The organism is Nissabacter sp. SGAir0207, from assembly GCF_005491205.1.
Taxonomy (GTDB): Bacteria; Pseudomonadota; Gammaproteobacteria; order Enterobacterales; family Enterobacteriaceae; genus Chimaeribacter.
The window spans coordinates 1,154,409-1,180,821 of record NZ_CP028035.1; the positions used below are offsets into that span (position 1 = coordinate 1,154,409).

General features: G+C 63.3%; 18 protein-coding genes. 16 read left to right on the forward strand and 2 right to left on the reverse strand.

Annotation, left to right across the window (positions count from 1 at the left end):
- Window positions 1–59 precede the first annotated feature (59 nt).
- From nuoM to C1N62_RS05120, 5 genes are all read left to right on the forward strand, one after another.
- Window positions 60–1,589 carry an NADH-quinone oxidoreductase subunit M gene (gene nuoM, locus C1N62_RS05100; protein ID WP_137762606.1) on the forward strand — a complete coding sequence of 510 codons (1,530 nt, stop codon included), beginning with the start codon at window positions 60–62 and terminating at the stop codon, window positions 1,587–1,589.
- Window positions 1,590–1,595: 6 nt separating this feature from the next.
- The gene (gene nuoN, locus C1N62_RS05105) at window positions 1,596–3,053 is read left to right on the forward strand and encodes an NADH-quinone oxidoreductase subunit NuoN (protein ID WP_137762607.1); all 1,458 of its coding nucleotides are present in this window, start codon (window positions 1,596–1,598) and stop codon (window positions 3,051–3,053) included.
- A 218-nt stretch (window positions 3,054–3,271) separates the two neighbouring features.
- On the forward strand, window positions 3,272–4,966 hold the full coding sequence (locus tag C1N62_RS05110; protein ID WP_137762608.1) for a ShlB/FhaC/HecB family hemolysin secretion/activation protein: 1,695 nt from the start codon (window positions 3,272–3,274) through the stop codon (window positions 4,964–4,966).
- Window positions 4,967–4,982: 16 nt separating this feature from the next.
- Window positions 4,983–13,613 (forward strand): hemagglutinin repeat-containing protein, encoded by an 8,631-nt coding sequence (locus C1N62_RS05115; RefSeq protein ID WP_168195808.1) that lies wholly within the window; start codon window positions 4,983–4,985, stop codon window positions 13,611–13,613.
- Window positions 13,614–13,617: 4 nt separating this feature from the next.
- Window positions 13,618–14,055, forward strand: coding sequence for a hypothetical protein (locus tag C1N62_RS05120; protein WP_137762610.1), 438 nt, complete (start codon window positions 13,618–13,620; stop codon window positions 14,053–14,055).
- 203 nt (window positions 14,056–14,258) lie between these two features.
- On the opposite strand, the gene C1N62_RS23130 is transcribed toward C1N62_RS05120, so the two are convergent.
- On the reverse strand, window positions 14,259–14,438 hold the full coding sequence (locus C1N62_RS23130) for a hypothetical protein (protein WP_168195809.1): 180 nt from the start codon (window positions 14,436–14,438) through the stop codon (window positions 14,259–14,261).
- 58 nt (window positions 14,439–14,496) lie between these two features.
- On the opposite strand from C1N62_RS23130, the gene C1N62_RS05125 reads away from it, so the two are divergent.
- The 11 genes from C1N62_RS05125 to menE all read left to right on the forward strand — a co-directional run bounded on the left by C1N62_RS05125 (window position 14,497) and on the right by menE (window position 24,677).
- The gene (locus tag C1N62_RS05125; RefSeq protein WP_168195810.1) at window positions 14,497–15,768 is read left to right on the forward strand and encodes a VENN motif pre-toxin domain-containing protein; all 1,272 of its coding nucleotides are present in this window, start codon (window positions 14,497–14,499) and stop codon (window positions 15,766–15,768) included.
- Between the two features lie 6 nt (window positions 15,769–15,774).
- The gene (locus tag C1N62_RS05130; protein WP_137762612.1) at window positions 15,775–16,023 is read left to right on the forward strand and encodes a hypothetical protein; all 249 of its coding nucleotides are present in this window, start codon (window positions 15,775–15,777) and stop codon (window positions 16,021–16,023) included.
- Between the two features lie 175 nt (window positions 16,024–16,198).
- A complete protein-coding gene (locus C1N62_RS05135) occupies window positions 16,199–16,471 on the forward strand; it encodes a VENN motif pre-toxin domain-containing protein (protein WP_137762613.1) in 273 nt (90 codons plus the stop codon).
- Window positions 16,472–16,534: 63 nt separating this feature from the next.
- Window positions 16,535–17,023 carry a DUF1097 domain-containing protein gene (locus C1N62_RS05140; protein ID WP_137762614.1) on the forward strand — a complete coding sequence of 163 codons (489 nt, stop codon included), beginning with the start codon at window positions 16,535–16,537 and terminating at the stop codon, window positions 17,021–17,023.
- A gap of 120 nt (window positions 17,024–17,143) precedes the next feature.
- Entirely contained in the window at window positions 17,144–17,476 is a 333-nt protein-coding gene (elaB, locus tag C1N62_RS05145) for a stress response protein ElaB (protein WP_137762615.1), read from the forward strand.
- 141 nt (window positions 17,477–17,617) lie between these two features.
- Complete coding sequence (menF, locus tag C1N62_RS05150; protein ID WP_240775727.1) at window positions 17,618–18,970, forward strand: isochorismate synthase MenF; 1,353 nt, start codon at window positions 17,618–17,620, stop codon at window positions 18,968–18,970.
- 111 nt (window positions 18,971–19,081) lie between these two features.
- The gene (menD, locus tag C1N62_RS05155) at window positions 19,082–20,746 is read left to right on the forward strand and encodes a 2-succinyl-5-enolpyruvyl-6-hydroxy-3-cyclohexene-1-carboxylic-acid synthase (protein ID WP_137762617.1); all 1,665 of its coding nucleotides are present in this window, start codon (window positions 19,082–19,084) and stop codon (window positions 20,744–20,746) included.
- Complete coding sequence (gene menH / locus C1N62_RS05160) at window positions 20,746–21,531, forward strand: 2-succinyl-6-hydroxy-2,4-cyclohexadiene-1-carboxylate synthase (protein WP_168195881.1); 786 nt, start codon at window positions 20,746–20,748, stop codon at window positions 21,529–21,531. The genes menD and menH overlap by 1 nt, the downstream gene beginning before the upstream one ends.
- Window positions 21,518–22,375: a 1,4-dihydroxy-2-naphthoyl-CoA synthase gene (gene menB, locus C1N62_RS05165; RefSeq protein ID WP_137762618.1), complete on the forward strand. Its 858-nt coding sequence runs from the start codon at window positions 21,518–21,520 to the stop codon at window positions 22,373–22,375. Before menH ends, menB begins: the two co-directional genes overlap by 14 nt.
- Window positions 22,375–23,331, forward strand: a complete 957-nt coding sequence (gene menC, locus C1N62_RS05170; RefSeq protein WP_137764911.1) for an o-succinylbenzoate synthase — start codon at window positions 22,375–22,377, stop codon at window positions 23,329–23,331. Before menB ends, menC begins: the two co-directional genes overlap by 1 nt.
- On the forward strand, window positions 23,319–24,677 hold the full coding sequence (gene menE / locus C1N62_RS05175) for an o-succinylbenzoate--CoA ligase (RefSeq protein ID WP_137762619.1): 1,359 nt from the start codon (window positions 23,319–23,321) through the stop codon (window positions 24,675–24,677). The genes menC and menE overlap by 13 nt, the downstream gene beginning before the upstream one ends.
- A gap of 39 nt (window positions 24,678–24,716) precedes the next feature.
- Here the strand turns inward: menE and katA are convergent, their stop codons facing one another.
- Window positions 24,717–26,156, reverse strand: coding sequence for a catalase KatA (gene katA, locus C1N62_RS05180; protein WP_137762620.1), 1,440 nt, complete (start codon window positions 26,154–26,156; stop codon window positions 24,717–24,719).
- Window positions 26,157–26,413 lie beyond the last annotated feature (257 nt).

The following is a 26,413-nucleotide window of genomic DNA, read 5'->3' on the forward strand; positions in this document are numbered from 1 at the left end:
ATGGGCCGCCTGCCGGAGAGCAGGTTTCACGTTTATTCAAATAAGGGACACCAAACGCCATGCTACTACCTTGGCTAATTCTTATCCCCTTTATCGGCGGTCTGCTGTGTTGGCAGTGCGAGCGTTTCGGCAGCAAAGTACCGCGCTGGATCGCCTTGATCACCATGGGGCTGACGCTGGCGCTGTCGCTGCAACTCTGGTTGCAGGGGGGCTACTCATTAACCGTGCCGCAGGGCATCCCGCAATGGCAGACTGAGTTCAGCCTGGCGTGGATCCCGCGCTTTGGCATCGATTTCCACCTGGCGCTGGATGGTTTGTCACTGCTAATGGTGGTGCTGACCGGCCTGCTGGGCGTGCTGGCGGTACTCTGCTCCTGGCGTGAGATTGAGCGCTATCAGGGCTTCTTCCACCTGAACCTGCTGTTTATCCTTGGCGGCGTGATTGGCGTGTTCCTGGCCATCGACATGTTCCTGTTCTTCTTCTTCTGGGAAATGATGTTGGTGCCGATGTACTTCTTGATCGCGCTGTGGGGCCACAAGGCCTCCGACGGCAAGACACGCATCACCGCCGCGACCAAGTTCTTCATCTATACCCAGGCCAGCGGTCTGGTGATGCTGATCGCCATCCTTGGGCTGGTGTTTGTCCACTACGACGCGACCGGTGTCTGGACCTTCAACTATGAAGATCTGCTGAACACGCCGATGTCACGTAACGTGGAGTACCTGCTGATGCTGGGCTTCTTCATCGCCTTCGCGGTGAAAATGCCGGTGGTGCCGCTGCATGGCTGGCTGCCGGATGCCCATAGTCAGGCACCGACCGCCGGTTCCGTGGATCTGGCGGGCATCTTGCTGAAGACCGCGGCCTACGGCCTGCTGCGCTTTAGCCTGCCGCTGTTCCCGCACGCTTCGGCAGAATTTGCCCCGATCGCCATGTGGCTGGGCGTGATTGGCATCTTCTACGGTGCGTGGATGGCCTTCGCCCAGACCGACATCAAACGCCTGATTGCCTACACCAGCGTCTCGCACATGGGCTTCGTGCTGATCGCCATCTACACCGGCAGCCAGCTCGCCTATCAGGGCGCGGTGATCCAGATGATCGCCCACGGCCTCTCCGCCGCTGGCCTGTTCATCATCTGCGGCCAGCTCTATGAGCGCCTGCACACCCGCGACATGCGCCAGATGGGCGGCCTGTGGGGACGCATCAAGTTCATCCCGGCGCTGTCGATGTTCTTCGCGGTGGCAACGTTGGGGATGCCGGGCACCGGTAACTTTGTCGGCGAATTTATGATTCTGTTCGGCAGCTTCAGTGTGGTACCGGTGATCACCGTGATCTCCACCTTTGGTCTGGTGTTCGCCTCGGTCTACTCGTTGATTATGTTGCAGCGCGCCTACTTCGGTGCGCCGAAATCCGATCAGCCACTGCCAGGGATGTCGCTGCGTGAGCTGTTCATCATTCTGCTACTGGTGGTGTTGCTGGTGCTGCTGGGGATCTACCCGCAGCCGATTCTGGACACCTCCCATGCGGCGATGAGCAACGTGCAGCACTGGTTCGGGTCTGTGATTCCATCCATTTCAACAACAAGGCCGTAATTCGCCATGACATTTACTCCTCAACACCTGATCGCACTATTGCCACTATTGATCGTCGGATTGACGGTGGTGGTTGTGATGCTGTGCATTGCGTGGCGACGCGACCACTTTTTCAACGCGACCCTGTCGGTCATCGGCCTGAACCTGGCGCTGCTGTCACTCTATCTGGTGTGGCAGAACGGGATCTATGACGTCACGCCGCTGCTGCGGGTGGATGGCTTCTCGATGTTCTACAGCGGGCTGGTGCTGCTGGCCAGCCTGGCGACCTGTACCTTTGCCTACCCCTGGCTGGCGGGTTACCCCGACAACAAGGAGGAGTTCTACCTGCTGGTGCTGATCGCGGCGATGGGTGGCCTGCTGCTGGCGATGGCTAACCATCTGGCGGCGCTGTTCCTTGGGATTGAACTGGTCTCGCTGCCGCTGTTTGGTTTGATTGGCTACGCCTACCGCCAGAAGCGTTCGCTGGAGGCCAGTATCAAGTACATGCTGCTCTCCGCTGCCGCCTCGTCGTTTCTGTTGTTTGGTATGGCGCTGCTCTACGCCAACTCCGGCGAGCTTTCCTTCGCCGGTCTGGGCAAAAACCTCAGCGACAGTATGCTGCAACAGCCGCTGCTGCTGGCCGGTTTGGGCATGATGATTGTGGGCCTCGGCTTCAAGCTGTCACTGGTGCCGTTCCAACTCTGGACGCCAGACGTCTATCAGGGCGCGCCGGCCCCGGTTTCGACCTTCCTGGCAACCGCCAGCAAGATCGGCATCTTCGCGGTGGTGATGCGCATGTTCCTCTATGCGCCGGTCACCGACAGCGAGGCGGTGCGCACCGTGCTCGCCATCATTGCCGTCTGTTCGATCCTGTTCGGTAACATCATGGCGGTGAGCCAGAGCAACATCAAACGCCTGCTGGGCTACTCCTCCATCGCCCACCTCGGCTATCTGCTGGTGGCGCTGATTGCGGTGCAGACCCATCAGCTGTCGATGGAGACGGTGGGCGTCTACCTGGCGGGCTACCTGTTCAGCAGCCTGGGTGCGTTTGGCGTGGTCAGCCTGATGTCCAGCCCCTACACCGGGCCGGATGCGGAGTCACTGTTCTCCTACCGTGGCCTGTTCTGGCACAAGCCGATTCTGTCGGCGGTGATGACCGTGATGATGCTCTCGCTGGCGGGTATCCCGATGACGCTGGGCTTTATCGGCAAATTCTTCGTGATTGCGATGGGTGTCAGCGCCCACCTGTGGTGGCTGACCGGTGCAGTGGTGGTGGGCAGTGCGATTGGCCTCTACTACTATCTGCGCGTGACCGTCAGTCTCTACCTGAATGCGCCAGCCGAACTGCAACGCGACACCCCTACCAACTGGGCCTTCACTGCCGGTGGCGTCGTGGTGCTGATCTCCGCCATTCTGGTGCTGCTGCTGGGTATCTTCCCGCAACCGCTGATTACGCTGGTACAGGCCGCGCAACCTATCCTGTAACCGACGAACCTGTGATAAGCCGCCCTCGGGCGGCTTTTTTTATGGCGGCAAATAAATATCTCCCTTATTGATAGGAAATATATTAATTAATATTTTCATCTCCGACGTATTATTTTCTCTGCTTATTCCTGCTGCTATTTTTCTTCGGTAAATAGCTTTGCACTTTACTTCTTTCATTTGCGGTGTATTTTCTCTCTCGCCAAATTCAGGGAGTAAGTATGCCAAGGAAATGTCTCTTATTTATTTTAACTACCGTTCTATTTTTATTTAACTTTTCACCCCTGTGGGCGGCGGAGGCGTTGCCTCATGCCGCCTCTGGGCGACAGCAGCTTATCCACCAGCAACAGCAGCAACAGGCCCGCGAGGCCGCGCTGGCGCAACCCGCACCAGACGTGCGCACACCCGTGGCCCAAGCCGCCACCGGCCGCGGCTTCCCGCAGGAGACGCCCTGTTTCCACTTTAACAGCGTCTACCTTGAAAACCTGGCGTCAATGCCGGTCTGGCTCCCGCTGGACAGGGTGGCGCAACAGGGCGTTGGCCCCTGTCTGGGCAGTGAGGGAATATCCCAACTGATGGCGCGCATTCAAAATAAAATCATTGAGCACGGTTATATTACTAGCCGGGTATTGGCACCGGCGCAGGATTTAACCGGCGGCAAGCTGACGCTGGTTATTGTGCCGGGGAAAATCAATAAAATAATAATAAATAATTCAGCCGATGCATATATTCAGCCCTATACCCTGTTGCCGTCGCGCGAAGGGGCGCTGCTGGATCTACGGGATATTGAGCAGGGGCTGGAGAATATGCAGCGCCTGCCTACCGTGCAGGCGGATATCCAGATTGCCCCCGGCAGTGAGCCGGGCAGCAGCGACCTACGGGTGGCGTGGGCGCAATCCCGCCATTGGCGGCTGGGCCTGTCACTGGACGATGCCGGCAGTGAAAGCACTGGCCGCTATCAGGGCGGCCTGACGCTCTATCTGGATAACCCGCTCTCCCTGAGTGATATGTTCTACCTCTCCTTGGGGCAGGATGTGACGCCGGGCAACGCCCTTGGCAGCGACAACCACACGCTGCACTACTCGGTGCCGCTGGGCTACTGGTCGCTCGGCATCACTGGCAGCCGCAACGGCTACTACCAGACAGTGGCGGGCGCGGGTGACGACTACCAGTACCGGGGTGACAGCGATAACCTCAGTTTCTCTCTTAGCCGCGTGCTGCACCGCAATGCCAACCAGAAAACCAGCGTCAGCTATGACGTGCTGTTGCGGCGGTCACGCAACTTCATTGATGACACCGAAGTGGAGGTGCAGCGCCGCGCCACCACCGCCTGGAAGCTGGGGCTGCAACACCGCCACACCCTCGGCACCTCCACGCTGGATGCCGCCGTCTCCCTGCAACAGGGCACCCGCTGGTTTGGCGCACAGCCCGCCCCGGAGGAGATGTTTGACGAGGGCGACGCGCTGGCGCGGATCGTCCAGATCTCTGCCTCTTGGGAGATGCCGTTCACGCTGTTCGGCCAGTCATTCCGCTACACGCCCAGCTACTTCCGCCAAATCAGCCACACGCTGCTGACGCCACAGGATCAGATTGCCCTCGGCGGGCGCTGGAGCGTGCGCGGCTTCGATGGCGAGTTGAGCCTCTCCGCCGATCGCGGATGGTACTGGCGCAATGACCTTGCCTGGCGCACGCCGTTGCCCATGCAGGAGCTTTACTTTGGCGTCGATTACGGCGAAGTGGGGGGCGACAGCGCCAACTGGCTGGTGGGCAAACACCTGGCGGGCGGCGTCATTGGGCTGCGCGGCAGCCTGTGGCAGGTCGGCTATGACCTGTTCGCTGGCGTCCCGCTCTCCAAATCGGCGGGTTTCCGCACCGACCCCGCCACCTTCGGCTTCAACCTCAACTGGAACTACTGACGATAAGGAGATCGCCATGAACAAACACTGTTACCGCATCATTTTTAACCGTCAGCGCGGCATGTTGATGGTGGTGCCGGAGATTGCCCACAGCGGGCAGGGCAAGTCAGGGCGGCCGCGTGGCGCGCGCCCCTCTGCACATCCGCTGTTGGCGGTGCTACGCCCGCTCCGGCTGGCGCTATGGGGCGCACTGGGCATGGCGCTGCTCTCTCCCGCGCAGGCAGCGCTGGTGGCAGATGGCAGCGCGCCCGGCAACCAGCGGCCCACCATTATCAACAGCGCCAACGGGACGCCACAGGTCAATATCCAGACCCCCAGTGCGGCGGGGGTGTCGCGCAACCGCTTCAGCGAATTCAACGTGGATGGCAAGGGCGCGATCCTCAATAACAGCCATGCCGCCACCCAGACGCAGTTGGGCGGGCTGGTGACCGGCAACCCCTGGCTGGCGCGCGGCGAGGCAAAGGTAATTCTCAATGAGGTCAACGCGCGCGATCCCAGCCAACTGAACGGCTATATCGAAGTCGCTGGCCGACAGGCGCAGGTGGTGATCGCCAACCCGGCTGGCATCACCTGTGAGGGCTGCGGCTTTATCAACGCCAACCGCGCCACCCTCACCACCGGCCAGCCGCAGTGGCAGGAGGGGGCGCTGAGCGGCTATCAGGTCAATGGCGGCGAGATCGCCATCCAGGGGCGCGGGCTGGACAGCAGCGGGCAAAGCTATACCGACCTGATCGCTCGCTCGGTGAAGGTCAACGCTGGCGTCTGGGCGCAGGATCTACGCGTCACGGCCGGGGCCAATCAGGTGGATGCGGCGCACGAGCGCGTCACGGCGCAATCGGGCAGCGCGCCGGGGCGTCCGACGGTGGCGATTGACGTGGCGCAGCTTGGCGGCATGTATGCCAACAAAATCCGTTTGATTGGCACCGAACAGGGCGTCGGGGTACGCAACGCCGGGCTGATTGGCGCGGCGGCGGGCGAGGTGCACATCTCTGCCGACGGGCGTATCGAAAACAGCGGCAGCCTCAGCGGTCAGGGCATAAATCTCACCGCGCAGGAGACGCTGAACAGCGGCACTCTCTACAGTGAGCAGGCGCTAGCGGTTCGCAGCCAACAGATCACCAATCAGGGCACGCTGGCAGCGGCCGGGAATGCCATGTTGCAAGGTGGCACGTTGGTCAATCAGGCCGGGGGCGTAATGGCCGCTGGCATGGCGGCAGAGGGTACGCTGACCTCAGCGGGCAACCTGACCCTCACTGCCGAGGGCCAACTCACCAGCCACGGCAGCGTGCTGGCGGGCGGCGCGCTGACGCTCACCGGCGATGCGCTGGATCTCAGCCAGGGGCAGGGGTATGGCCAGTCGGTGGATCTCACTGCCCGGCAGGGGGAGATTGTCACCCGCGACGCCAACATTGAGGCGGCTGGCACCCTGCGCGCCACCACCCGCCAGACCCTGCGCAATGATGGCGGCACCTTGCAGGCAGATACCCTGCAACTTACAGCGGATCGCCTCTCCAACCAGCACGGCAGCGTTCGCCAGTTCGGCGACGGTGACCTGCGGCTGGCGCATCAGGACGGCATTGATAACCGGGGCGGCACCCTCGCCAGCAACGGCCAGAACCTTCTCCTCTCCACCGAAACCTTTGACAACACCGGCGGTAGCCTGCTCCATGCGGGCAGCGGCCTGCTCACCGTCACCACCGGGACACTCACCGGCGCGCAGGGTGAAATCATCACCAATGGCGAGCTGCGCCTCTCCGGCAATAGGCTGGGGCTGGATGGCGCCACCACCGGTGCACGGCGCATTGACCTGAGCGCCAATACGTTCAGCCATCAGGGCGGCCTGATGCAGGCGGAAGAGGCGTTTTCGCTGGCGGTGCGTGACCAGCTCGACAACCACGGCGGCACCCTCGCCACCGCTGGGGCGCTGACCGTAGTGAGCGGCGCACTGGATAACCAGAACGGCGTGATGCAGGGCGGGCAGGTAGCGATCACCTCGGCCGCCGCCCTCAACAACCAGCAGGGACAGATCGCGGCGGAGGGCGCGCTGACCCTCGACGCGCAGGGGCTGGATAACCACGCTGGCATGATAACCGCCGACCGCGCCACGCTGGCACTGCACCAGCAGGCGCTGGATAACCGCGCTGGCACTCTGGCCGCCAGCGGGGATCTTACGCTGGATAGTGGCCGCCTCGACAACAGCGCCGGGCTGATTCAGGCCGGGCGTGATCTCACCCTCAACACCCACGGCCAGCAGGTAATCAACCGAGACAACGGCACGCAGGGCGGCCTGATTGCGCAGGGCACCTTGCGGCTGGAGGGGGGCGATCTGGACAATACCGGTGGCCTGATTGGCGCGCAGCAGATCAGCCTGAGCGGCGGGCACCTCACCAACGCGCAGGGGCAACTGGGCGCGGCGAGCGAGCTGTCGCTGATGGTGGGCGATCTTGATAATTATGGCGGTACCGTGAGCGCTGGCGAGCGCCTGACCCTCTCCGCGCACACGGTGGATAACCGGGCAGGCACCCTGCTCGGCAAGGACACCACGCTCACTACCGCCGATGTCGATAACCGTGGCGGCGTGGTGGCGGCGCTGGCTGCCCTGACCCTCAACAGCGCTGCGCTAAATAACGCCGACGGCGGCCTGATCCAGAGCGGCGGCGCGCTCCATCTCGACACCCACGGCCACGCGCTCAACAACGCCCGCAGTGGCACACAGGGCGGCATCATTAGCCAGGGCGATCTCACGGTGCACAGCGGCACACTGGATAACCAGCAGGGCGCGATTATCGCCAATGGCCAGTTGGCCCTCACTACTCTCGGTTTGCTGAATGATAACGGGCTGGTGGCTGGGCTGTCGGGGCTGGAGGCTACCACCGGGGCGGTGAGCAACCATGCCGGGGCCATCCAGTCGGGCGGCGCGCTCTACTGGCAGGCGGCGGGGCAACGTATTGACAACCAAGAGGGGCTGATCAGCGCGGCGAATGCCCTCTCGATCATCGCCCTCGAGCTGGTCAACCTCAGCGGCGAGGTGCTCTCCGGCGGGGCGCTGGCGGTAGAGGCCGCCGCCCTCACCAACCGCGACGGGCTGATCGCCAGCCAGGGCAATGGCACGCTGCACAGCGAGGTGCTGGATAACCACGCCGGGGCGGTGCAGTCAGTCGGCGATCTGGTGCTGGAGGTGCAGGGCGACTTCACCAACGAAGGCACCTTGCAGGCCAATGGCGACCTGGCCCTCAGCAGCGGCGGCACCGTCACCAACACCGCACTGATTGCCGCTGGCCAGCAACTGGCCCTCTCCGCCACCGCGCTGGACAACCAGCAGGGCGGCGAGATCAGCGGCGGCCAGATCGACCTGCGTGCCGGGCAGTCCATCACCAACCGTGGCCTGATTGATGGCCTCTGGACGCGCCTCAGCAGCCAGACCCTCACCAACATTGGCAGCGGCCGCATCTACGGTGACCACCTCAGCCTGCAGGCCGAGGTACTCAATAACCTCGCCGAAGGCGGCAGCGCCGCCACATTGGCCGCCCGCGAGCGGCTGGATCTGGGCGTCGATACCCTCAACAACCGCGAACATGGGCTGATCTACAGCGGCGGCGATCTGGCGATAGGCGGCACGCTGGATGAGCACGGGCTGGCGACCGGCTCAGCGCGGCGGGTTAACAACGTCAGCGCCACCATTGAGTCAGCCAGCAACCTGTGGCTGGACGTGGCGACGCTCAACAACCTGAATGATCACTTTGCCACCGAGGTAGTGCAGGTGTCACAGGATCATATCGAAGAGTACTTTGTGGTGGACTATGAGGATCTCATCTATGGGCCGGATGAGGTGCGCATCAAAAATAAGGAGGTCGATTTCCTGATCACCAAGGATTTCCCGACCACCGCCACCGACAAAAACGACCATTGGGTGCACCGCGACTACATCCTCACGGTGGATGAGACGCGCATCACCGAGAGCGATCCGGCGGTGATCCGCGCCGGCGGCGATCTCTCGATTCACGGCCAGCAGGTGCTGAATGACAAGAGCCAGATTATCGCGGGCGGCACCCTCTCGATTGATGCCGGTACGCTCGATAACGTCGAGGTGGCTGGCGAGCGCATTACCACCCGCGATGGCTGGGCCGAGACCTTCTGGCGCATCCGCGATCGCGGTGGTGATAATCAGGGGCACAGCAAAAAAGCGCTTCCCGATGCGCCGGTGATAGAGGCGATCACCCTGCGTCCGGGCAGCATTGAGGAGCACGCCAGCGCGGGCGGTGAACGCCCGGCGATTGACCGCCTCACCCCCGGCAGCGTGGCTAACCCGGCGCTGGGGCCACTGGATGGGGCTGGCTGGCAGTCACTGGACGGCGGCGTGCGGGTGCCGCCGGGCAAGACGTTCGAGGTGCCCGCCGCGCCACAAAACGGCAGCGCCAGCGTGGTGCGCATCACCGGCCCGGAGACGCGCCTGCCCGACAGCAGCCTGTTCCACATTCTGCCCGCCAGTGACGCGGACTATCTGGTGGAGACCGATCCGCGCTTCACCAACCAGCAGGCGTGGCTCAGCTCTGACTATATGCTGGCCGCCTTCCAGAGCGATCCCGACCGCACCCTCAAGCGGCTGGGGGATGGCTACTACGAGCAAAAATTGGTGCGCGATCAGGTGGCAGCGCTGACCGGCCAGCGTTATCTGTCAGGCTATACCAGCGACGAAGAGCAATACCGGGCGCTGATGAACGCTGGCATCGCCTTTGGTCAGCAGTACCAGTTGACACCGGGAGTGGCACTGACCGCCGAACAGATGGGCCAGCTCACGCAGGACATCGTCTGGATGGTGGCGCAGCCGGTCACCCTGGCGGATGGCAGCGTGCAGCAGGTACTGGTGCCGCAGGTCTATGCCCATGTCCAGCCGGGCGATGTGCAGGGCAGCGGCGCGTTGCTGGCCGGACGCGACGTCAACATCAACCTCAGCGGCGATTTCAATAACAGTGGCCGGGTACTGGCATCTCAGTCGGCCACACTGGTCGCTGACAACATCACCAACCGGGGCGGCACCCTGTATGCCGACACGCTGGCGTTGCAGGCGCGCACGGACATCAACCATCTGGGCGGGTTGATCGGTGGTGAACAGGGGCTGACGGTGGTGGCTGGCCGCGATATCCATGCCATGACCGGCACCCGCAGCGCCGCCAGCGCCGGGGGCGACTTTGCCACCACCACCCTCGATCGGCTGGCCGCGTTTCAGGTCACAGAGGGCGACATGCTGTTGCAGGCCGGGCGTGACCTGACCCTGACAGCAGCGCAGATCACCAACCAAGGCGCGCAGGGGCAGACCCAGCTTCAGGCGGGGCGCGATCTGAGGCTGGATACCGTGACCACCGCCGCGCATGAGCAACTCAACTTTAGCGCGGATCAGCGGCATGGGCAGTCCAGTTCGCAGCAGGTGGGTAGCACGCTGGCGGTGGCGGGCGATCTGGCTTTGATAGCCGGGCGCGACATGGCCCTTCAAGCGGCCAGCGCCACCGCAGGCGGCACACTGGCGCTGGCGGCGGGCAACGATCTCAGCATCACCCACGGCGAGCGGCAGAGCCACGTCGAGTCCTACAGCAAGGTCACGGGCAGCAACGGTATCGCCTCACGTACCACTCAGGAGACCCACGCCACCCGCGACACTCTCACCGCGCAGGGCAGCCTGATCAGCGGCGACCGGGTGCTGATGCAGGCCGGGCATGATTTGACGCTGCAAGCCAGCAACGTGGTGGCTGACCGCGATCTGGTGCTCTTGGCGGGCAACGCGCTCAGCCTGACCACGGCCACGGAGCATGACCTCCAGACCCGCGAGCAGCGCGAGGAGAAGTCCGGCCTGATGGGCAGCGGCGGCATTGGCTTCACCCTTGGCCGCCAGAGCAGCGTGCTCGACACGCTCAGCGACAGCCAGTATGAAACAGGCAGCACCCTGGGCAGCCTGAACGGCAACGTCACGCTGAACGCCGGGGGGGCGCTCACTGCCCGCGCCGCCGATCTGATGGCGGCGGGCGACCTGACGCTGGCTGGCGACAGCGTCACGCTGGAGGCGGGAGTGACGCGCCAGCACAGCGAGCAGCACTATGAGATGAGCCAGAGCGGGCTGTCGGTGGCGCTCTCCGGCAGCGTCGGTTCGGCGATCAACAGCGGTTTCCAGACCGCGCAGGCGGCAGACGACAACGGCAACAGCCGACTGGCGGCGCTTCAAGCGATGAAGGCCGGGCTGACCGGTTATCAGGCCTATCAGGCGACGCAACTGGCGGGCAACAACAGCGGCGAGAACAGCTTTGTCGGCATGGCGGTGTCGCTGGGCAGCCAGCAGAGCGAGTCCCATCAGACCTACGACCAGCGCATCACGCAGGGCAGCGCCCTGACAGCTGGTGGCGACCTGCACATTCTGGCGCGCGACGGCGACATTGTGGCGCAGGGCGCGGCCATGCAGGCCGGCCATGACCTGACGCTACAGGCCAGCGACAACATCAGCTTGCTGGCCGCCCAAAACAGCCAGACGATGCGCGGCGAGAGCAGCAGCCACGGCGGCCGCATCGGTGCCAGCATTGGCCTGAGCGGTAACGGCGGCGGCGTGAGCCTGTTTGCTGACGCCAGCGCCTCGCAGGGGCAGCAGGCGGGCAACGGCACCACCTGGACGGAGAGCACGGCACAGGCGGGCAACCGGCTCGCCTTCATCGCCGGGCAGGACGTGACGCTGGCTGGCGCTCAGGCCAGCGGCACCCGCATTCTGGCTGACATCGGCGGCGACCTGAGCCTGATTAGCCTGCAAGACAGCGACCGCTACCAGAGCGACCAACGCAGCCTGGCCGCCGGCCTCAGCGCCGGGAGCACGGGCGGCGGCGGGTACATCAGCGCCGGGCGGCAGCAGATGGACTCTGACTACCTGAGCGTGGCGGAGCAGAGCGGGCTGTTTGCCGGCACCGGTGGCTTTGACCTGCGGGTCGGCGGCCACACCCAGTTGGAGGGGGCGGTGATTGACTCCCGCGCCCTGCCAGCGCTGAACCAGCTGGAGACCGGCTCACTGGGCTGGCGCGACCTCACCAACCGGGCAGAGTTTGAGGCGCAGAGTCAGGGGGCAGGGTTCAGCAGCAGCGGCAGCATCGGCCAGCAGTTCACCGGCAACATGGCGAACACGCTGCTTAACGGCGGCAGCCAGAGCGGGGAGGCGCAGAGCAGCAGCCGGGCGGCCATCGCCGACGGCACGCTGACGGTGCATGACGGCAGCGGGCTGGACATCAGCCGCGACACTGCGCACAGCCATGAGCGGCTGTCGCCCATCTTTGACGCAGAGCAGGAGCAGGCGCGCATGGAGGCGCGGCAGCTGATAGCGGAGCTGGGCACCCAGGTCAGCGATATCCTGCGCACCGAGGGCAAGCTGGCGGCGCAGACGGCGGTAAACGACCCCACCCGACGGGCCGAGGCCGAAGCGGCACTGCGGGCAGAGGGCATTATCCCGACCGGCGAGGCCATCAGCCAGCGCGCCTATGAGCTGGCGCAGCGGGAGTACGGCACTGGCAGCCGGGCGCAGCAACTGACGCAGGCCATCACCGCCGCGATGCAGGGTGCGTTGAGCGGGGATATCGGCAGCGCACTGGGCGGCGCAGCGGCTCCGTATGTGGCGGAGTATGTCAAAACCCACACCGACGCCGGAGCCGAGCGCATCATCAGCCACGCAGTGGCAGGTGCCGTGCTGGCCGAACTGCAACAGGGCAACGCACTGGCCGGAGCCACCGGTGCCGGCCTCGCCGCCGGCGGCGCGGAGTATCTGGCAAACCAGCTCTACCCCGGCAAGAGCCCGTCGAGCCTGAGCGAAGCAGAGAAGCAGACCGTCGCCGCCCTCACCACCCTCGCCGCCAGCATCGCCGGCGGCCTGACCGGAGGCGACCTTGCCGCCGCCGTAGACGGCGGCAGGGCGGGAAGGAATGAGGTGGAGAATAATGCATTGGGCAAAGCGATCACCACCGGATGCAGTCTCATTCCGTCCTGTAAGTCAAAATTGGCCGGACAGTTGCTGGAAATAGGGGTGAAGGCTGGTCTTACAGGCGTTGTAGTAAATGAGATCGCGGGAAATATCTCTTCGGAGGATTTGGACCACCTCATCACACTGCAAATGATGGGGAATGATGAGTTAACCAGTAAATATCTCAGCTCGCTTCAGGATAAATATGCGCCTTCCCATACTGGTGGTAACCAGCTACCTGAAACATTGCCCAGTCATACGGGTAATAATACCGGGTCTATGGATGCGGGACCAAGCCATACAGGGAATGATAATAATCATATTGATTCCGATCCGAATAACACTGGTAATATTGATGGCTTGCCAGATGCCGGTGTAAATACTACAGTAACGCCGATCCCTGACGGGCCGAATAAGGATGATATTGCTTATCTGACATTAAAAGGAAAAGAAGCTCAGGATGCTGCAAGCAATTTAGGCTTCGATCGCAGAATCCCACCTCAGAAAGCGCCATTTAATTCACACGGTCAGCCAGTATTTTATGATGGCAAGAACTACATTACTCCTGATATTGATAGCCATAATGTTACTAATGGCTGGAAGATGTTCAACAGTAAAGGTAAGCGTATTGGTACTTACGATAGCGAACTAAACAAGATTAAGGACTAGTTGTATGTTTGGAATATTCCCTAAAGGTAAGCCAGTGAGTATGGAAGGTGAGTTGTTTCAACCATCATCCATAGTTATTAGTAAATTCGAGGAAGAATTATATTTACCACTATCCTATTGGGATATTAAAGATTATAAAAAATCTTGGATAAATTCTCTTGAAGAAGGGTTGTCCAATAAGAGGCATTCCGCATTGGTTGTTTCAATGTATGAGCCTGAAAAAACTAACTTTATATTTACATGGATTTTATATTTCGAAGGTGAGAAGGTTTATGTGCAAAACACTGTCATTTTTTTAGAGGAATACCATGATTTTTCTCCAGAAAATATAAATAATTTTATAGAGACACGAACTACTCATGACGAAGATGGCATGAAAATATCTGAATGGTGTACTGATATAAAGAGTGTTTTGGTTTTTTTAAATAGCCTTAGTGACTGAAAACGTTCCCGGCTTCAGAGCCGGGAACGTTTTATCAGCGGTCAGGCTTACCTAAACGGTGGCTTTGACCTGCGGGTCGGCGGCCATACCCAGTTGGAGGGGGCGGTGATTGACTCCCGCGCCCTGCCAGCGCTGAACCAGCTGGAGACCGGCTCACTGGGCTGGCGCGACCTCACCAACCGGGCGGAGTTTGAGGCGCAGAGTCAGGGGGCAGGGTTCAGCAGCAGCGGCAGCATCGGCCAGCAGTTCACCGGCAACATGGCGAACACGCTGCTCAACGGCGGCAGCCAGAGCGGGGAGGCGCAGAGCAGCAGCCGGGCGGCCATCGCCGACGGCACGCTGACGGTACATGACGGCAGCGGGCTGGACATCAGTCGCGACACTGCGCACAGCCATGAGCGGCTGTCGCCCATCTTTGACGCAGAGCAGGAGCAGGCGCGCATGGAGACGCGGCAGCTGATAGCGGAGCTGGGCACCCAGGTCAGCGATATCCTGCGCACCGAGGGCAAGCTGGCAGCGCAGACGGCGGTAAACGACCCCACCCGACGGGCCGAGGCCGAAGCGGCACTGCGGGCAGAGGGCATTATCCCGACCGGCGAGGCCATCAGCCAGCGCGCCTATGAGCTGGCGCAGCGGGAGTACGGCACTGGCAGCCGGGCGCAGCAACTGACGCAGGCCATCACCGCCGCGATGCAGGGCGCGTTGAGCGGGGATATCGGCAGCGCACTGGGCGGTGCGGCCGCGCCGTATGTGGCGGAGTATGTCAAAACCCACACCGACGCCGGGGCTGAACGCATCATCAGCCACGCAGTGGCAGGTGCCGTGCTGGCCGAACTGCAACAGGGCAATGCACTGGCCGGAGCCACCGGTGCCGGCTTCGCCGCTGGCGGCGCGGAGTATCTGGCAAACCAGCTCTACCCCGGCAAGAGCCCGTCGAGCCTGAGCGAAGCAGAGAAGCAGACCGTCGCCGCCCTCACCACCCTCGCCGCCAGCATCGCCGGCGGCGACCTTGCCGCCGCCGTGGACGGCGGCAAGGCGGGAAGAAATGAGGTGGAGAATAACCTGTTCAATCAGGGTATGCAGTCCGTAATAAATGCTCAAGGTTCACTATGGACAAATACAGATAATCAAATGGATGGGAATGGCAAGCAGATTAAATCACTAACTTATGAAGAGAAAAAAGCACTTTCTAAGAAAATAGCCACCGGTGATTTACCCGAGGGGGCCAATATCGCGAAAGCTATAGTGGATGGGTATGAGGATGGGGTGCTGATCGCAGGTGCAACTTACCTTGGGCCAGCGACATCAATAAGTAAAATGATAGCAGGCGGCCTTATCGCTGAAGGAGCTAATGGCTATTTCCAATGGGGTAGTTTAAATCAACCAGGTAATGAAAGTGGAAGCTGGAATTATAAAAGCAGTGCAGCAGCGTTTGCTGGCGGCATGTTAGCACCGGGAAGAGGGATTGCAGCCAACATTGGTATTAATATGGGAGGAGCATGGTTCTCTGATGGTCTAGATTTAAATTCACAATCGGGGGCTTTTTGGGGTTCTGTAGCTAGTAGTGCATTTGTTAAATTTATATCTTTGGGTATCGATGAAGTAATAGGTAAAGAGTTACCCGGTATTGCTTATGACATGGGTGGAGCTTGCTACTTTGAATATACTAATGAAGTGGTTAAAGATGTCCTCAATGGAACTGGAGATAAATGAATTTCTATGAAAAATGGTTTATTATACTTGCGTTTGCTTGTACGTTCTGTTCTTTTTTTGTCATTAACGGGCATGGTAGTGTGGTTCATTGTTTCCTTAATGTTTTGGTGGAAAACTGGTGAATTTTATATCAATTTTGGTAAGGCCATTCTCGGATTGAGAATGGCAGTAGTTTATGGTTTTGGAATTACCTTGGCTGCGTTTATTTTTAATATGCTTGACAAGATTAAAAAAAGAAAAAAAGAAAAGGATTAAAAAAATAAATGCACTCGATTATTCTCTTATCGCTTTCGCTAACGGAAAAAGCTTACTCGGAAAAGTAGCTCTGGATTAGCGCGGCCCCACTAGACGAGCCGAGGCCAAGGCCGCACTGTGGGCAGAGGGTATTCTTACAACTGAGGAGGCTATCAGCCACGCAGTGGCAGGCGCCGTGCTGGCTGAACGGCAACAGGGCAACGCACTGGCCGGAGCCACCGGTGCCGGCCTCGCCGCCGGCGGCGAGGAGTATCTGGCAAGCCAACTCTACCCCGGCAAGAACCCGTCCAGCCTGAGCGAAGCAGAGAAGCAGACCGTCGCCGCCCTCACCACCCTCACTAGCCACCAAACCCAGCCCCTCCAGCAACACCCCCAACGCCCATCACCCAAACGTGATACAGATCACACTTACAATGAAATAATAGAAACACGCATACTCATTAAGTGATCATAATCACATATTTCCGCCCATGATCGCGTACACTGCGCCGTTTTTAATGGGGGCTGGCTAATGAACGTACTTCTCGCAATTGCATTGACCACCGGGGTGCTCTCGGGCGTATGGGGCTGGGTGGCGATCTCTCTGGGGTTGTTGAGCTGGGCCGGGTTCTTGGGGTGTACGGCTTACTTTGCCTGCCCGCAGGGCGGGGTGCGGGGGCTGGCGCTGACCGGCCTGACCACCGCCAGCGGTGTGTTCTGGGCGCGAATGATCATTGATGGCGCGGCCTTCCAGCCGGAGTGGGCGCTGCTGGGCTACCTGCTCACCGGCGTGGTGGCGTTTTTGATGTGTATACAGGCGGCCCACCGCTGGCTGGCGTTTGTGCCGGGCACCTTTATTGGCGCGTGCGCGACCTTCGCCGGGCAGGGCGACTGGCGGTTGGTGTTGCCCTCCCTGCTGCTCGGCGCGGTGTTCGGTTATGCGATGAAAAACAGCGGGCTGTGGCTGGCGGCGCGCAGTGGCAAAACAGGGGTGCCGAAGGCGGCGAAAACCGATCCCTGAGTGGCTTCAGAAGGTTCTTAAACTGATTCAGTAAGATAAAATCACGGGTTGTCACTAAGCAAACTGGTGAAAAAGTGACTATGGTTAGTACTATCAAGTCATAAAACCAAGGAGACATGCATGGCGACTACCGCAGATCCAAAACAGTCTGAGCTTCCGGAAGAACCTCAAACTTCCCTTGATGACGATCTGAAGATGCTGTCGGATACGTTGGAAGAGGTGCTCTCTTCATCCGGTGACAAGGCAGACCAGAAGTACATCGAAATCAAGCACCGTGCCGAAGAGGCGCTGCATAAGGTGAAAAAACGCCTGAGCGCCAAATCTGACGCCGCATACTACAAGGCGAAACAGGCGGCATGCAGTGCAGACAGCTACGTGCACGAGAAACCGTGGCATGCCGTGGGTATGGGCGCCGCAGCCGGGATGATCCTCGGCCTGCTGATGCGTCGCTAGGCCAACGGAACCGTCAGGGCACAGACTCTGGCAAAGAGGGGCGCACCGTGGTGTGCCCTTTTTTTTGCCCGACGGCCGGCTTCTCATCCCATTCGGGGTACGTATAATGCCCACACTTTATGTTTGGTTATTGAGGTGACGGTGTCGATACTTCCTGGGGTGTTCCAACAGTTGGACGCGGCGCTGGCGCAGGCGCTACTTGATCCCGCGTGGCCGTCGGCCAGCGGGGTCAGGCAGTTGAGTCTGACCTTTATGGCAGATGACGACGAGCCACTGCTGGACTGGCTGGCCGCCCAGCCGCACTATCCCAAGTTCTACTGGCAGCCCAGAGAGGGTACGGAGAGGGTGGCAATCTGCGGGCAGGTGGCGCAGTTCGGCACCCTGCGGCAGGCCAGCGACTACGTGCGGCAGCACAGTGACACAGCCGGGCGGCTGCGTGTCTGGGGCGTGAATGCCTTTGATGCCGCGCCCGTGGAGGGCACCCCGCAAGCCGCCTGCCTGTTCGTGCCGCGCCTGACCCTGCATCAGCAGGCGCATACCCTAACGCTCACCCTGACGTTGGCCGACCCCTATGCGCTGCATGGCGATCTGGCGCGCGCCGCCGCCTTCCTGCAACAACTCCAACCCGCCGCTGTCCTGCCGCCGCTGCACACCACGCTGGTTCACGCCAGCCACCAGCCGGATGAGGAGGGGTGGCAGGAGATGGTGGAGCAGGCACTACAACAGATAGACGCGGGCGAGCTGGAGAAAGTGGTGCTGGCGCGCCAGACGGTACTGACGTTCAATCAGCCGGTCGAGCCGGGCCAGATGCTGGCGGCGAGCCTGGCGGTCAACCATCACTGCTACCACTTTATGATGGCCTTCTCGCCCGAGGAGGCGTTCCTGAGCGCCAGCCCGGAGCGGCTGTTCCTGCGGCAGGGCGACCAACTGACCACCGAGGCGCTGGCTGGCACGGTCGCCAACAGCGAGGAGGCGGATCAGGCGCAGGCGCTGGCGGCGTGGCTGATGGGCAGCGAAAAGAACCAGCGGGAAAACTGGCTGGTGGTGGATGACATCTGCCAGCGGCTACAGGGCGGCGCGCAGGCGCTGGATGTGATGCCGCCGGAGATCGTGCGGTTGCGCAAGGTGCAGCACCTGCGCCGCCGCATCCACGGTCGCCTGCGGCAGGCGGAGGATGGCGACTGTCTGGCGCGCTTGCAACCCACCGCCGCGGTGGCTGGCCTGCCGCGCCAGCCGGCGCGCAGCTTTATCCTCTGCCACGAGCCGTTCCCGCGCCACTGGTACGCCGGGTCGGCGGGCTACCTGTCGCGTGACCAGTCGGAGTTCGCCGTCTCGCTGCGATCGGCGCTGATCCGTGCTAATCAGGTACACCTCTATGCCGGAGCAGGCATCGTGGCTGGCTCTGATCCGGCGGGGGAGTGGCAGGAAGTTGAGAACAAGGCCGCTGGCCTGCGTTCGCTGCTGCACCCCGATGATGGCCAATCACCCCTTTAGCCTGTCTAAATCAATAATAGATCCATAGAAAAAAAATATACTTTTTGACGCCTGGCCGGGTTGGCCCGGCGTCACGTCCCCCTTTTGGCAACTGTACCGCACAGGCTTCGTATGTTAACCAGTGAATTTAACCGCCGTTGGGCGGCGCTCATCCTCGAGGCGCTGACCCGGCATGGCGTCCGGCATCTCTGCATCGCCCCCGGTTCCCGCTCCACCCCGCTGACCCTGGCCGCCGCCGCCCATCCCCACCTGATCTGCCATACCCATTTTGATGAACGCGGCCTCGGGCATCTGGCGCTGGGGCTGGCGAAGGGGAGTGGTGAGCCGGTGGCGGTGGTGGTCACCTCTGGCACGGCGGCGGCCAACCTCTACCCGGCGCTGATCGAGGCGGGGCTGACCGGCGAGCGGCTGGTGATGCTGACGGCGGATCGCCCTCCGGAGCTGCTGGAGTGCGGGGCGAACCAGACCATCCGCCAGACGGGCATGTTCGGCGACCACCCGGCTGGCACGCTCAACCTGCCGCGCCCGACGCCCGATATTCCGGCGCGCTGGCTGGTGTCGGCAATCGATCAGGCGATGGCGGAGCTGGCGGGTGGCGCGCTGCACATCAACTGCCCCTTCAGCGATCCGCTGTATGGCGAGGATCGCGGCGACTACCAGCCGTGGTCGGCGGCGCTCGGCGACTGGTGGCAGGGGCGTGGGCCTTGGTTGGCGGCCGGGGCGAAGCCCGCCTGCCAGCCGGAGCCAGGGTGGGCGCAGTGGCGGCAGCGGCGCGGCGTGGTGGTGGCTGGCCGCCTGTCGCCAGCGGAGGGGGAGGCGGTGGCACGCTGGGCGGCGGCGCTGGGCTGGCCGCTGGTGGCGGATGTGCAGTCGCACACTGGCCAGCCCCTGCCTTGCGCCGAGCTGTGGCTCAATCACCCACCGGCACGGGCGCGGCTGGCGCAGGCGGAGCTGGTGGTGCAGTTCGGCAGTTATCTCACCGGTCAGCGGGTGCTGGCGTGGCTTGCCGAACTGCGGCCGGATAACTGGTGGCTGGTGGCACCGCTGCCGGGGCGGCGCGATCCGGGCCAGCATCCGGGGCGGCGCATTGTGGCACCGGTGCTGGAGTGGCTGGCGCAGCACCCAGCGGGCGTGCGCCACCCTTGGGCGGCGGATCTGGCGGAGTGGGCCGATCGCGCCCACCGGCAGGCGCAGCGGGTGGAGCCTTTCGGCGAAGGGCGGCTGGCGGCGCAGCTGCCATCGCTGCTGCCTGTGGGCGGCCAGCTGTTTATCGGCAACAGTCTGGCGGTACGGCTGGTGGATGCGCTGGCGCAGTTGCCAGCGGGCTACCCGGTCTACGGCAACCGCGGGGCCAGCGGCATTGACGGACTGATCTCCACGGCGGCGGGAGTATCGCGCGCCACCGCCCGGCCGACGCTACTGCTGATCGGCGATCTCTCGGCGCTCTATGACCTCAACGCGCTGGCGCTGCTCCAGCATCCGCCCGCACCGGTGGTGATCCTGCTGGTGAATAATCAGGGCGGGCGCATCTTCTCGCTGCTGCCGACGCCCGCCGCCGAGCGCGAACGCTTCTATTGTATGCCGCAACAGGTGGACTTCTCCCATGCGGCGGCGATGTTCGGGTTGCGCTATGCCTGCGCCACGGAGTGGCAGGCGCTGCGGGGCGCGCTGGCCGAGGCGTGGCAGAGCGAAGGCACCACGCTGATTGAGATGCAGACCGAGCCGGACGCTGGCGCGCACCTGCTGCGGCAGCTGCAACAGGCGGGTGGACAGTGATGCTCGCCGCCCACCATTTCCCCAGTGCGCCGATGGACGACGCGCGCCCCTGGCTGGTGTTCCTGCATGGGCTGCTGGGATCGGCCGCCGACTGGCAGGCGGTGGCCGCGCAGTGTCACGGCTGGCGCACGCTGGCGCTCGATCTGCCGGGGCATGGCGCGTCCGCGGGCATCAGTCCCTCTGGCTTTGCCGCGCTCGACCAGCAACTGCGCGCCACGCTGCGCCACCGCGGCGTGGCCCGTTACTGGCTGGTCGGGTACTCGCTGGGCGGCCGGGTGGCGATGTACCACGCCACGCGCCAGCCAGCGGGGCTGTGCGGGCTGGTGGTGGAGGGCGGCCACCCCGGCTTGATGACGGCTGCCGAGCGGCAGGCGCGGCTGGCCCATGACCAACGCTGGGCGCAGCGACTGCTGCAACAGCCGTTGGAAACGGTGCTTGATGCCTGGTATCGCCAGCCGGTTTTTGCCGATCTGGCGGAGCCGCAGCGGCAGGCGCTGATTGCGCTGCGCCGCCACAACGCGCCAGCGGGCGTCGCCCAGATGCTGCTCGCCACCTCCCTCGGCCACCAGCCGCCGCTGGATGCCGCCCTCGCGCGGCTGCATCACCCTTTTCACTACTTGTGCGGCGGGCGGGACAGCCGGTTCCGGGCGCTGGCCGAGGCACGCCGCCTGCCGCTAACGCTGCTGGCTGGCTGCGGCCACAACGCCCATTTTGACGATCCCGGCCTGTTCACCCGGCACCTGATATCCATTATTGACCAAGGAGTTACCCATGATTGCTGTTGATGAGCGCGCGCTCTATGCGCCCGTGGAGTGGCAGGATTGCTCGACCGGTTTCGAGGACATCTGCTACCACACCTCGCCGGATGGCATCGCCAAAATCACCCTTAACCGGCCGCAGGTGCGCAACGCCTTCCGGCCGCAGACAGTGCGGGAGATGATGCGCGCGCTGGAGACGGCGCGCCACGATGCGCGCATCGGCGTCATCATCCTGACCGGCGCAGGCAATCTGGCCTTCTGCGCCGGGGGCGACCAGAAGGTGCGCGGCGACTACGGCGGCTACCGTGATGAGCAGGGTGTACACCACCTGAACGTGCTCGACTTCCAGCGCCAAATCCGCACCTGCCCAAAACCGGTAGTGGCGATGGTGGCGGGCTACGCCATCGGCGGCGGCCACGTGCTGCACATGATGTGTGACCTGACGCTGGCGGCGGAGAACGCGGTGTTCGGCCAGACCGGGCCGAAGGTTGGCTCCTTCGACGGTGGCTGGGGTGCGTCATACATGGCGCGCATCGTCGGCCAGAAAAAGGCGCGCGAAATCTGGTTCCTCTGCCGCCAGTATGATGCCCGGCAGGCGCTGGAGATGGGGCTGGTCAATGCGGTGGTGCCGCTGGCGGAGCTGGAGCGCGAAACGGTGCGCTGGTGCCGTGAGATGTTGCAAAACAGCCCGATGGCGCTGCGCTGCCTGAAGGCGGCGCTCAACGCCGACTGCGACGGACAGGCTGGCTTGCAGGAGCTGGCGGGCAACGCCACCATGCTGTTCTACATGAGCGAGGAGGGGCAGGAGGGGCGCAACGCCTTCAATGAGAAACGCGCCCCCGACTTCAGCAAATTCACCCGGAACCCATGATGCGCCACGCGACACTCTATCGTTACCGCTTGCCGCTGGTGGCCGGGGCGGCGCTGCGCGATCGGCGGCTCACCTGCCGCGAGGGGCTGCTGCTGCGGCTGTGCGCGGACGGTGCCAGCGGCTGGGGTGAGATCGCCCCGCTGCCGGGCTTCAGCGGGGAATCACTGGCAGAGGCAGAACAGGCCGCCCGGCAGTGGCTGGCGGATTGGCTAACGGGCGAACCGCCTGCGTGCGGCCTGCCGTCGGTGGCGTGGGGCACCAGCATGGCGCAGGCGGAGCTGGCTGGCACTTTGCCCACCGCCCTGAGCCACAGCGTGCCGCTCTGCCACGGCGACCCGGACGCGCTCTTCGCCCGGCTGGCCGGGGTGCCGCTGACGAAGATGAAGGTGGGGCTGTATGAGGCGGTGCGCGACGGCATGTTGGTGACGCTGCTGCTGGAGGCGCTGCCACAGCTGCGGCTGCGGCTGGATGCCAACCGCAGCTGGACGCCGGAGCGGGCGCGCCAGTTCGCCCGCTATGTGCCACCCGCGTTGCGGGCGCGTATCGCCTTTATTGAGGAGCCGTGCCACTCGCCAGCGGCATCGCGGGAGTTTGCCCGGCAGAGCGGCATTGCCATTGGCTGGGACGAGAGCGGCCGCGAGCCGGGTTTTGCCCTTCAGGCGGAGCCGGGGGTGGCGGCGCTGGTGATCAAACCGATGCTGGTGGGCAGCCTGGCGCAGGTAATGGCACAGGTGGCGCAGGCGCGGGCCGCCGGGCTGGAGGTGGTGATCAGCGCTGCTATCGAGAGCAGCCTTGGCCTGACGCAACTGTCACGGCTGGCCGCCTGGCTGACGCCGCAAACGCCGCCGGGGCTGGATACGCTGTCGATGATGAACGCACAGTTGCTGCGCGTCTGGCCCGGCAGCCCGCTGCCGCTCTGGGGCATCGACCAACTGGAGGTGGCATGGCAGGGCTGACAACGTGGCCGTGGCGGCACTGGGCGCAGCACTCGCCCGATCGGCCAGCGCTGGCGGGGGCGGGCGGCAGCCTGAACTGGGCGCAACTGGCGACGCGACTGGAGCGCCGCGCTGCGGGCTACCGCGCGCAGGGCGTCACTGAGGGGTGCGGCGTGGTGCTGCGCGGTGCCAATAGCCCGGCGCTGCTGCTCGACTATCTGGCGCTGATCCGCTGTGGCGCGCGCGTGCTGCCCCTCAACCCGCAACTGCCGACGGCACTGCTGGCACAGCTGTTGCCGGGGCTGGACATGGTGTGGCTCTGCGGCGAGGGCGCGGGGGTGCCGCTGCCACGGTTGGGGGTCGAGGCGCGGCCGGGAAGGGTGCCGGTTGACTGGCAGCCGTCGCGGCTGGCGACCCTGACGCTCACCTCCGGCTCCAGCGGCCTGCCGAAGGCGGCGGCCCATAGCCCCGCCGCCCATCTGGCCAGCGCCGCGGGCGTGCTCGCTTTACTGCCCTTCAGCGCCGAGGATAGCTGGCTGCTGTCGTTGCCGCTCTGCCACGTCTCCGGGCAGGGGATTATCTGGCGCTGGCTGACGGCAGGAGCGACGCTGCATGTGCCAGCAGCGGGCGGGCTGCTGGCGGAGATCGGGCAGGCCACCCACGCCTCGTTGGTGCCGACGCAACTGGTGCGGCTGCTCGCCTCACCGGCGGGCAGTGGTCGGCTGCGTGACGTGCTGCTGGGCGGCGCGGTGATCCCGCCGGAGCTGGCGGCGCGTGCCGAACAGCGCGGCCTGCGCTGCTGGTGCGGCTACGGCATGACCGAGATGGCCTCCACCGTCTGCGCCAAGCGGGCAGATGGCGGGCCGGGCGTCGGGCGGCCGCTGGCGGGGGTGGCGATCCGGCTGGCGGGGGAGGAGGTGTTGATCCGCGCGCCCGGCATGGCGGCAGGCTACTGGCGCGACGGCGCGCTGCACCCGCTGGTGGACGATGAGGGGTGGTATCACAGCCGCGACCGTGGCCGCTGGCAGGGCGGGGAGCTGCACATTCCCGGCCGACTCGATAACCTGTTTTTCAGCGGCGGTGAGGGCATCCAGCCGGAGGAGGTGGAGCGCGTGCTGCTGGCGCATCCGCAGGTGACGCAGGCCTTTGTGCTGCCGGTGGCGGATGAGATCTACGGCGAGCGGCCGGTGGCAGTGCTGGCGACCGACGGCCCGCTGCCCGCACAGGTGCTGGATCGCTGGCTGGCGGGGCGGCTGGCGCGTTACCAGCAGCCCGATCGCTATTATTCGCTGCCCGCCGATCTGGCGCAGGGCGGCATCAAGGTAGCGCGCGCGGCCGTGCGCCAGTGGCTGGCACAGCAGGCATAAAAAAGGGCCGCATAAGCGGCCCCGGTTAGCGAGTGCGGGTTAACGGACGGCGTTCAGCGCATCAACGATGCCCTGACCATACGCCGGGTGCACCTGGAAGAACAGGTCAAGCTGGCGCTGGCGGATGTTCTCCGGCACCTGTGCCAGTTCACCGGCGATACGGGTGAACATGCGCTGGTGCTCCTCCTCGCTCAGCAGGTTGAACAGCGCGCGCGGCTGGCTGAAGTAATCCTCATCCTCGCGGTGGTTCCAGTGGTCAGCGGCACCCTCCAGCGACAGCGGCGGCTCGCTGTAGTCAGGCTGCTCCTGGAACAGGCCGAAGCTGTTTGGCTCGTAGGTCGGGCCATTGCCGCTGTTGCCATCCACGCGCATCGCGCCGTCGCGGTGGTAGCTGTGGAACGGGCAGCGCGGCTGGTTCACCGGGATCTGGTGATGGTTGACGCCCAGACGATAGCGGTGCGCATCGCCGTAGGAGAAGAGGCGGCCCTGCAACATGCGGTCTGGCGAGAAGCCGATGCCCGGCACCACGTTGGCCGGGGTCATCGCCACCTGCTCCACTTCCGCGAAGTAGTTGTCCGGGTTGCGGTTCAGCTCAAACTCACCCACCTCGATCAGTGGGTAGTCGCCGTGCGGCCACACCTTGGTCAGGTCGAAGGGGTTGTACGGCACGCTGGAGGCCTCTTTCTCCGGCATCACCTGCACAAACATCTTCCAGCGCGGGAAGTCGCCGCGCTCCACTGCTTCGAACAGGTCACGCTGGGAGCTTTCGCGGTCACGGCCAATCAGGACGGCGGCCTCATCATCCATCAGGTTCTCAATCCCCTGCTGGCTGCGGAAGTGGAACTTCACCCAGAAGCGCTCGTTGTCATGGTTGATGAAGCTGAAGGTATGGCTGCCGAAGCCGTGGATATGGCGGTAGGAGCGCGGCAGGCCACGGTCGCTGAAGTCGATGGTGAGCTGGTGCAGCGCCTCCGGCAGGTGGGAGAAGAAGTCCCACTTGTAGATTGGGTTGCGCAGGTTGGTGCGCGGGTCGCGCTTCACCACGTGGTTCAGGTCGGGGAATTTCAACGGGTCACGCAGGTAGAAGACCGGGGTGTTGTTGCCGACCAGATCCCAGTTGCCCTCTTCGGTATAAAAGCGCATCGAGAAGCCGCGGATATCACGCTCGGCGTCCGCGCCGCCGCGCTCGCCGGCCACGGTGGAGAAGCGGACAAACATCTCGGTCTGCTTGCCGATGTCGGCGAACAGTTTGGCGCGGGTATAGCGGGTGATGTCATGGGTGACGGTGAAACGGCCATAGGCGGCGGAGCCTTTGGCATGCATCCGGCGCTCTGGGATCACCTCACGGTCAAAGTGCGCCAGCTTCTCCAGGAACCACACGTCCTGAAGCAGCATCGGGCCGCGGCGTCCGGCGGTCATCACGTTGTTGTTGCTGACAACCGGGGCGCCTGCTGCTGTAGTCAAACCTTTTTTCGTCATCGCTGTTCCTGCTCTATTGTTATGTCCCCGCCGGGGAGGCTGAGGAGAGGGTAAAAAGGGCTACCGACGGGTAAGGAGAGAGGGAAAACCCCTCCCGGTGATTGCTGCCGTGCCACTCTACGCCGCCAGTTTCGCGGCAGTGTTGATCCGGGGCAAATCGGTCTGATTTATCATTAATATTGGTTATATGATCAGTGCTTATCGATAGGGGTTTTTGTTACATTTGCCAACGGCTCTCTGCCCATTTCCTGCGCTAA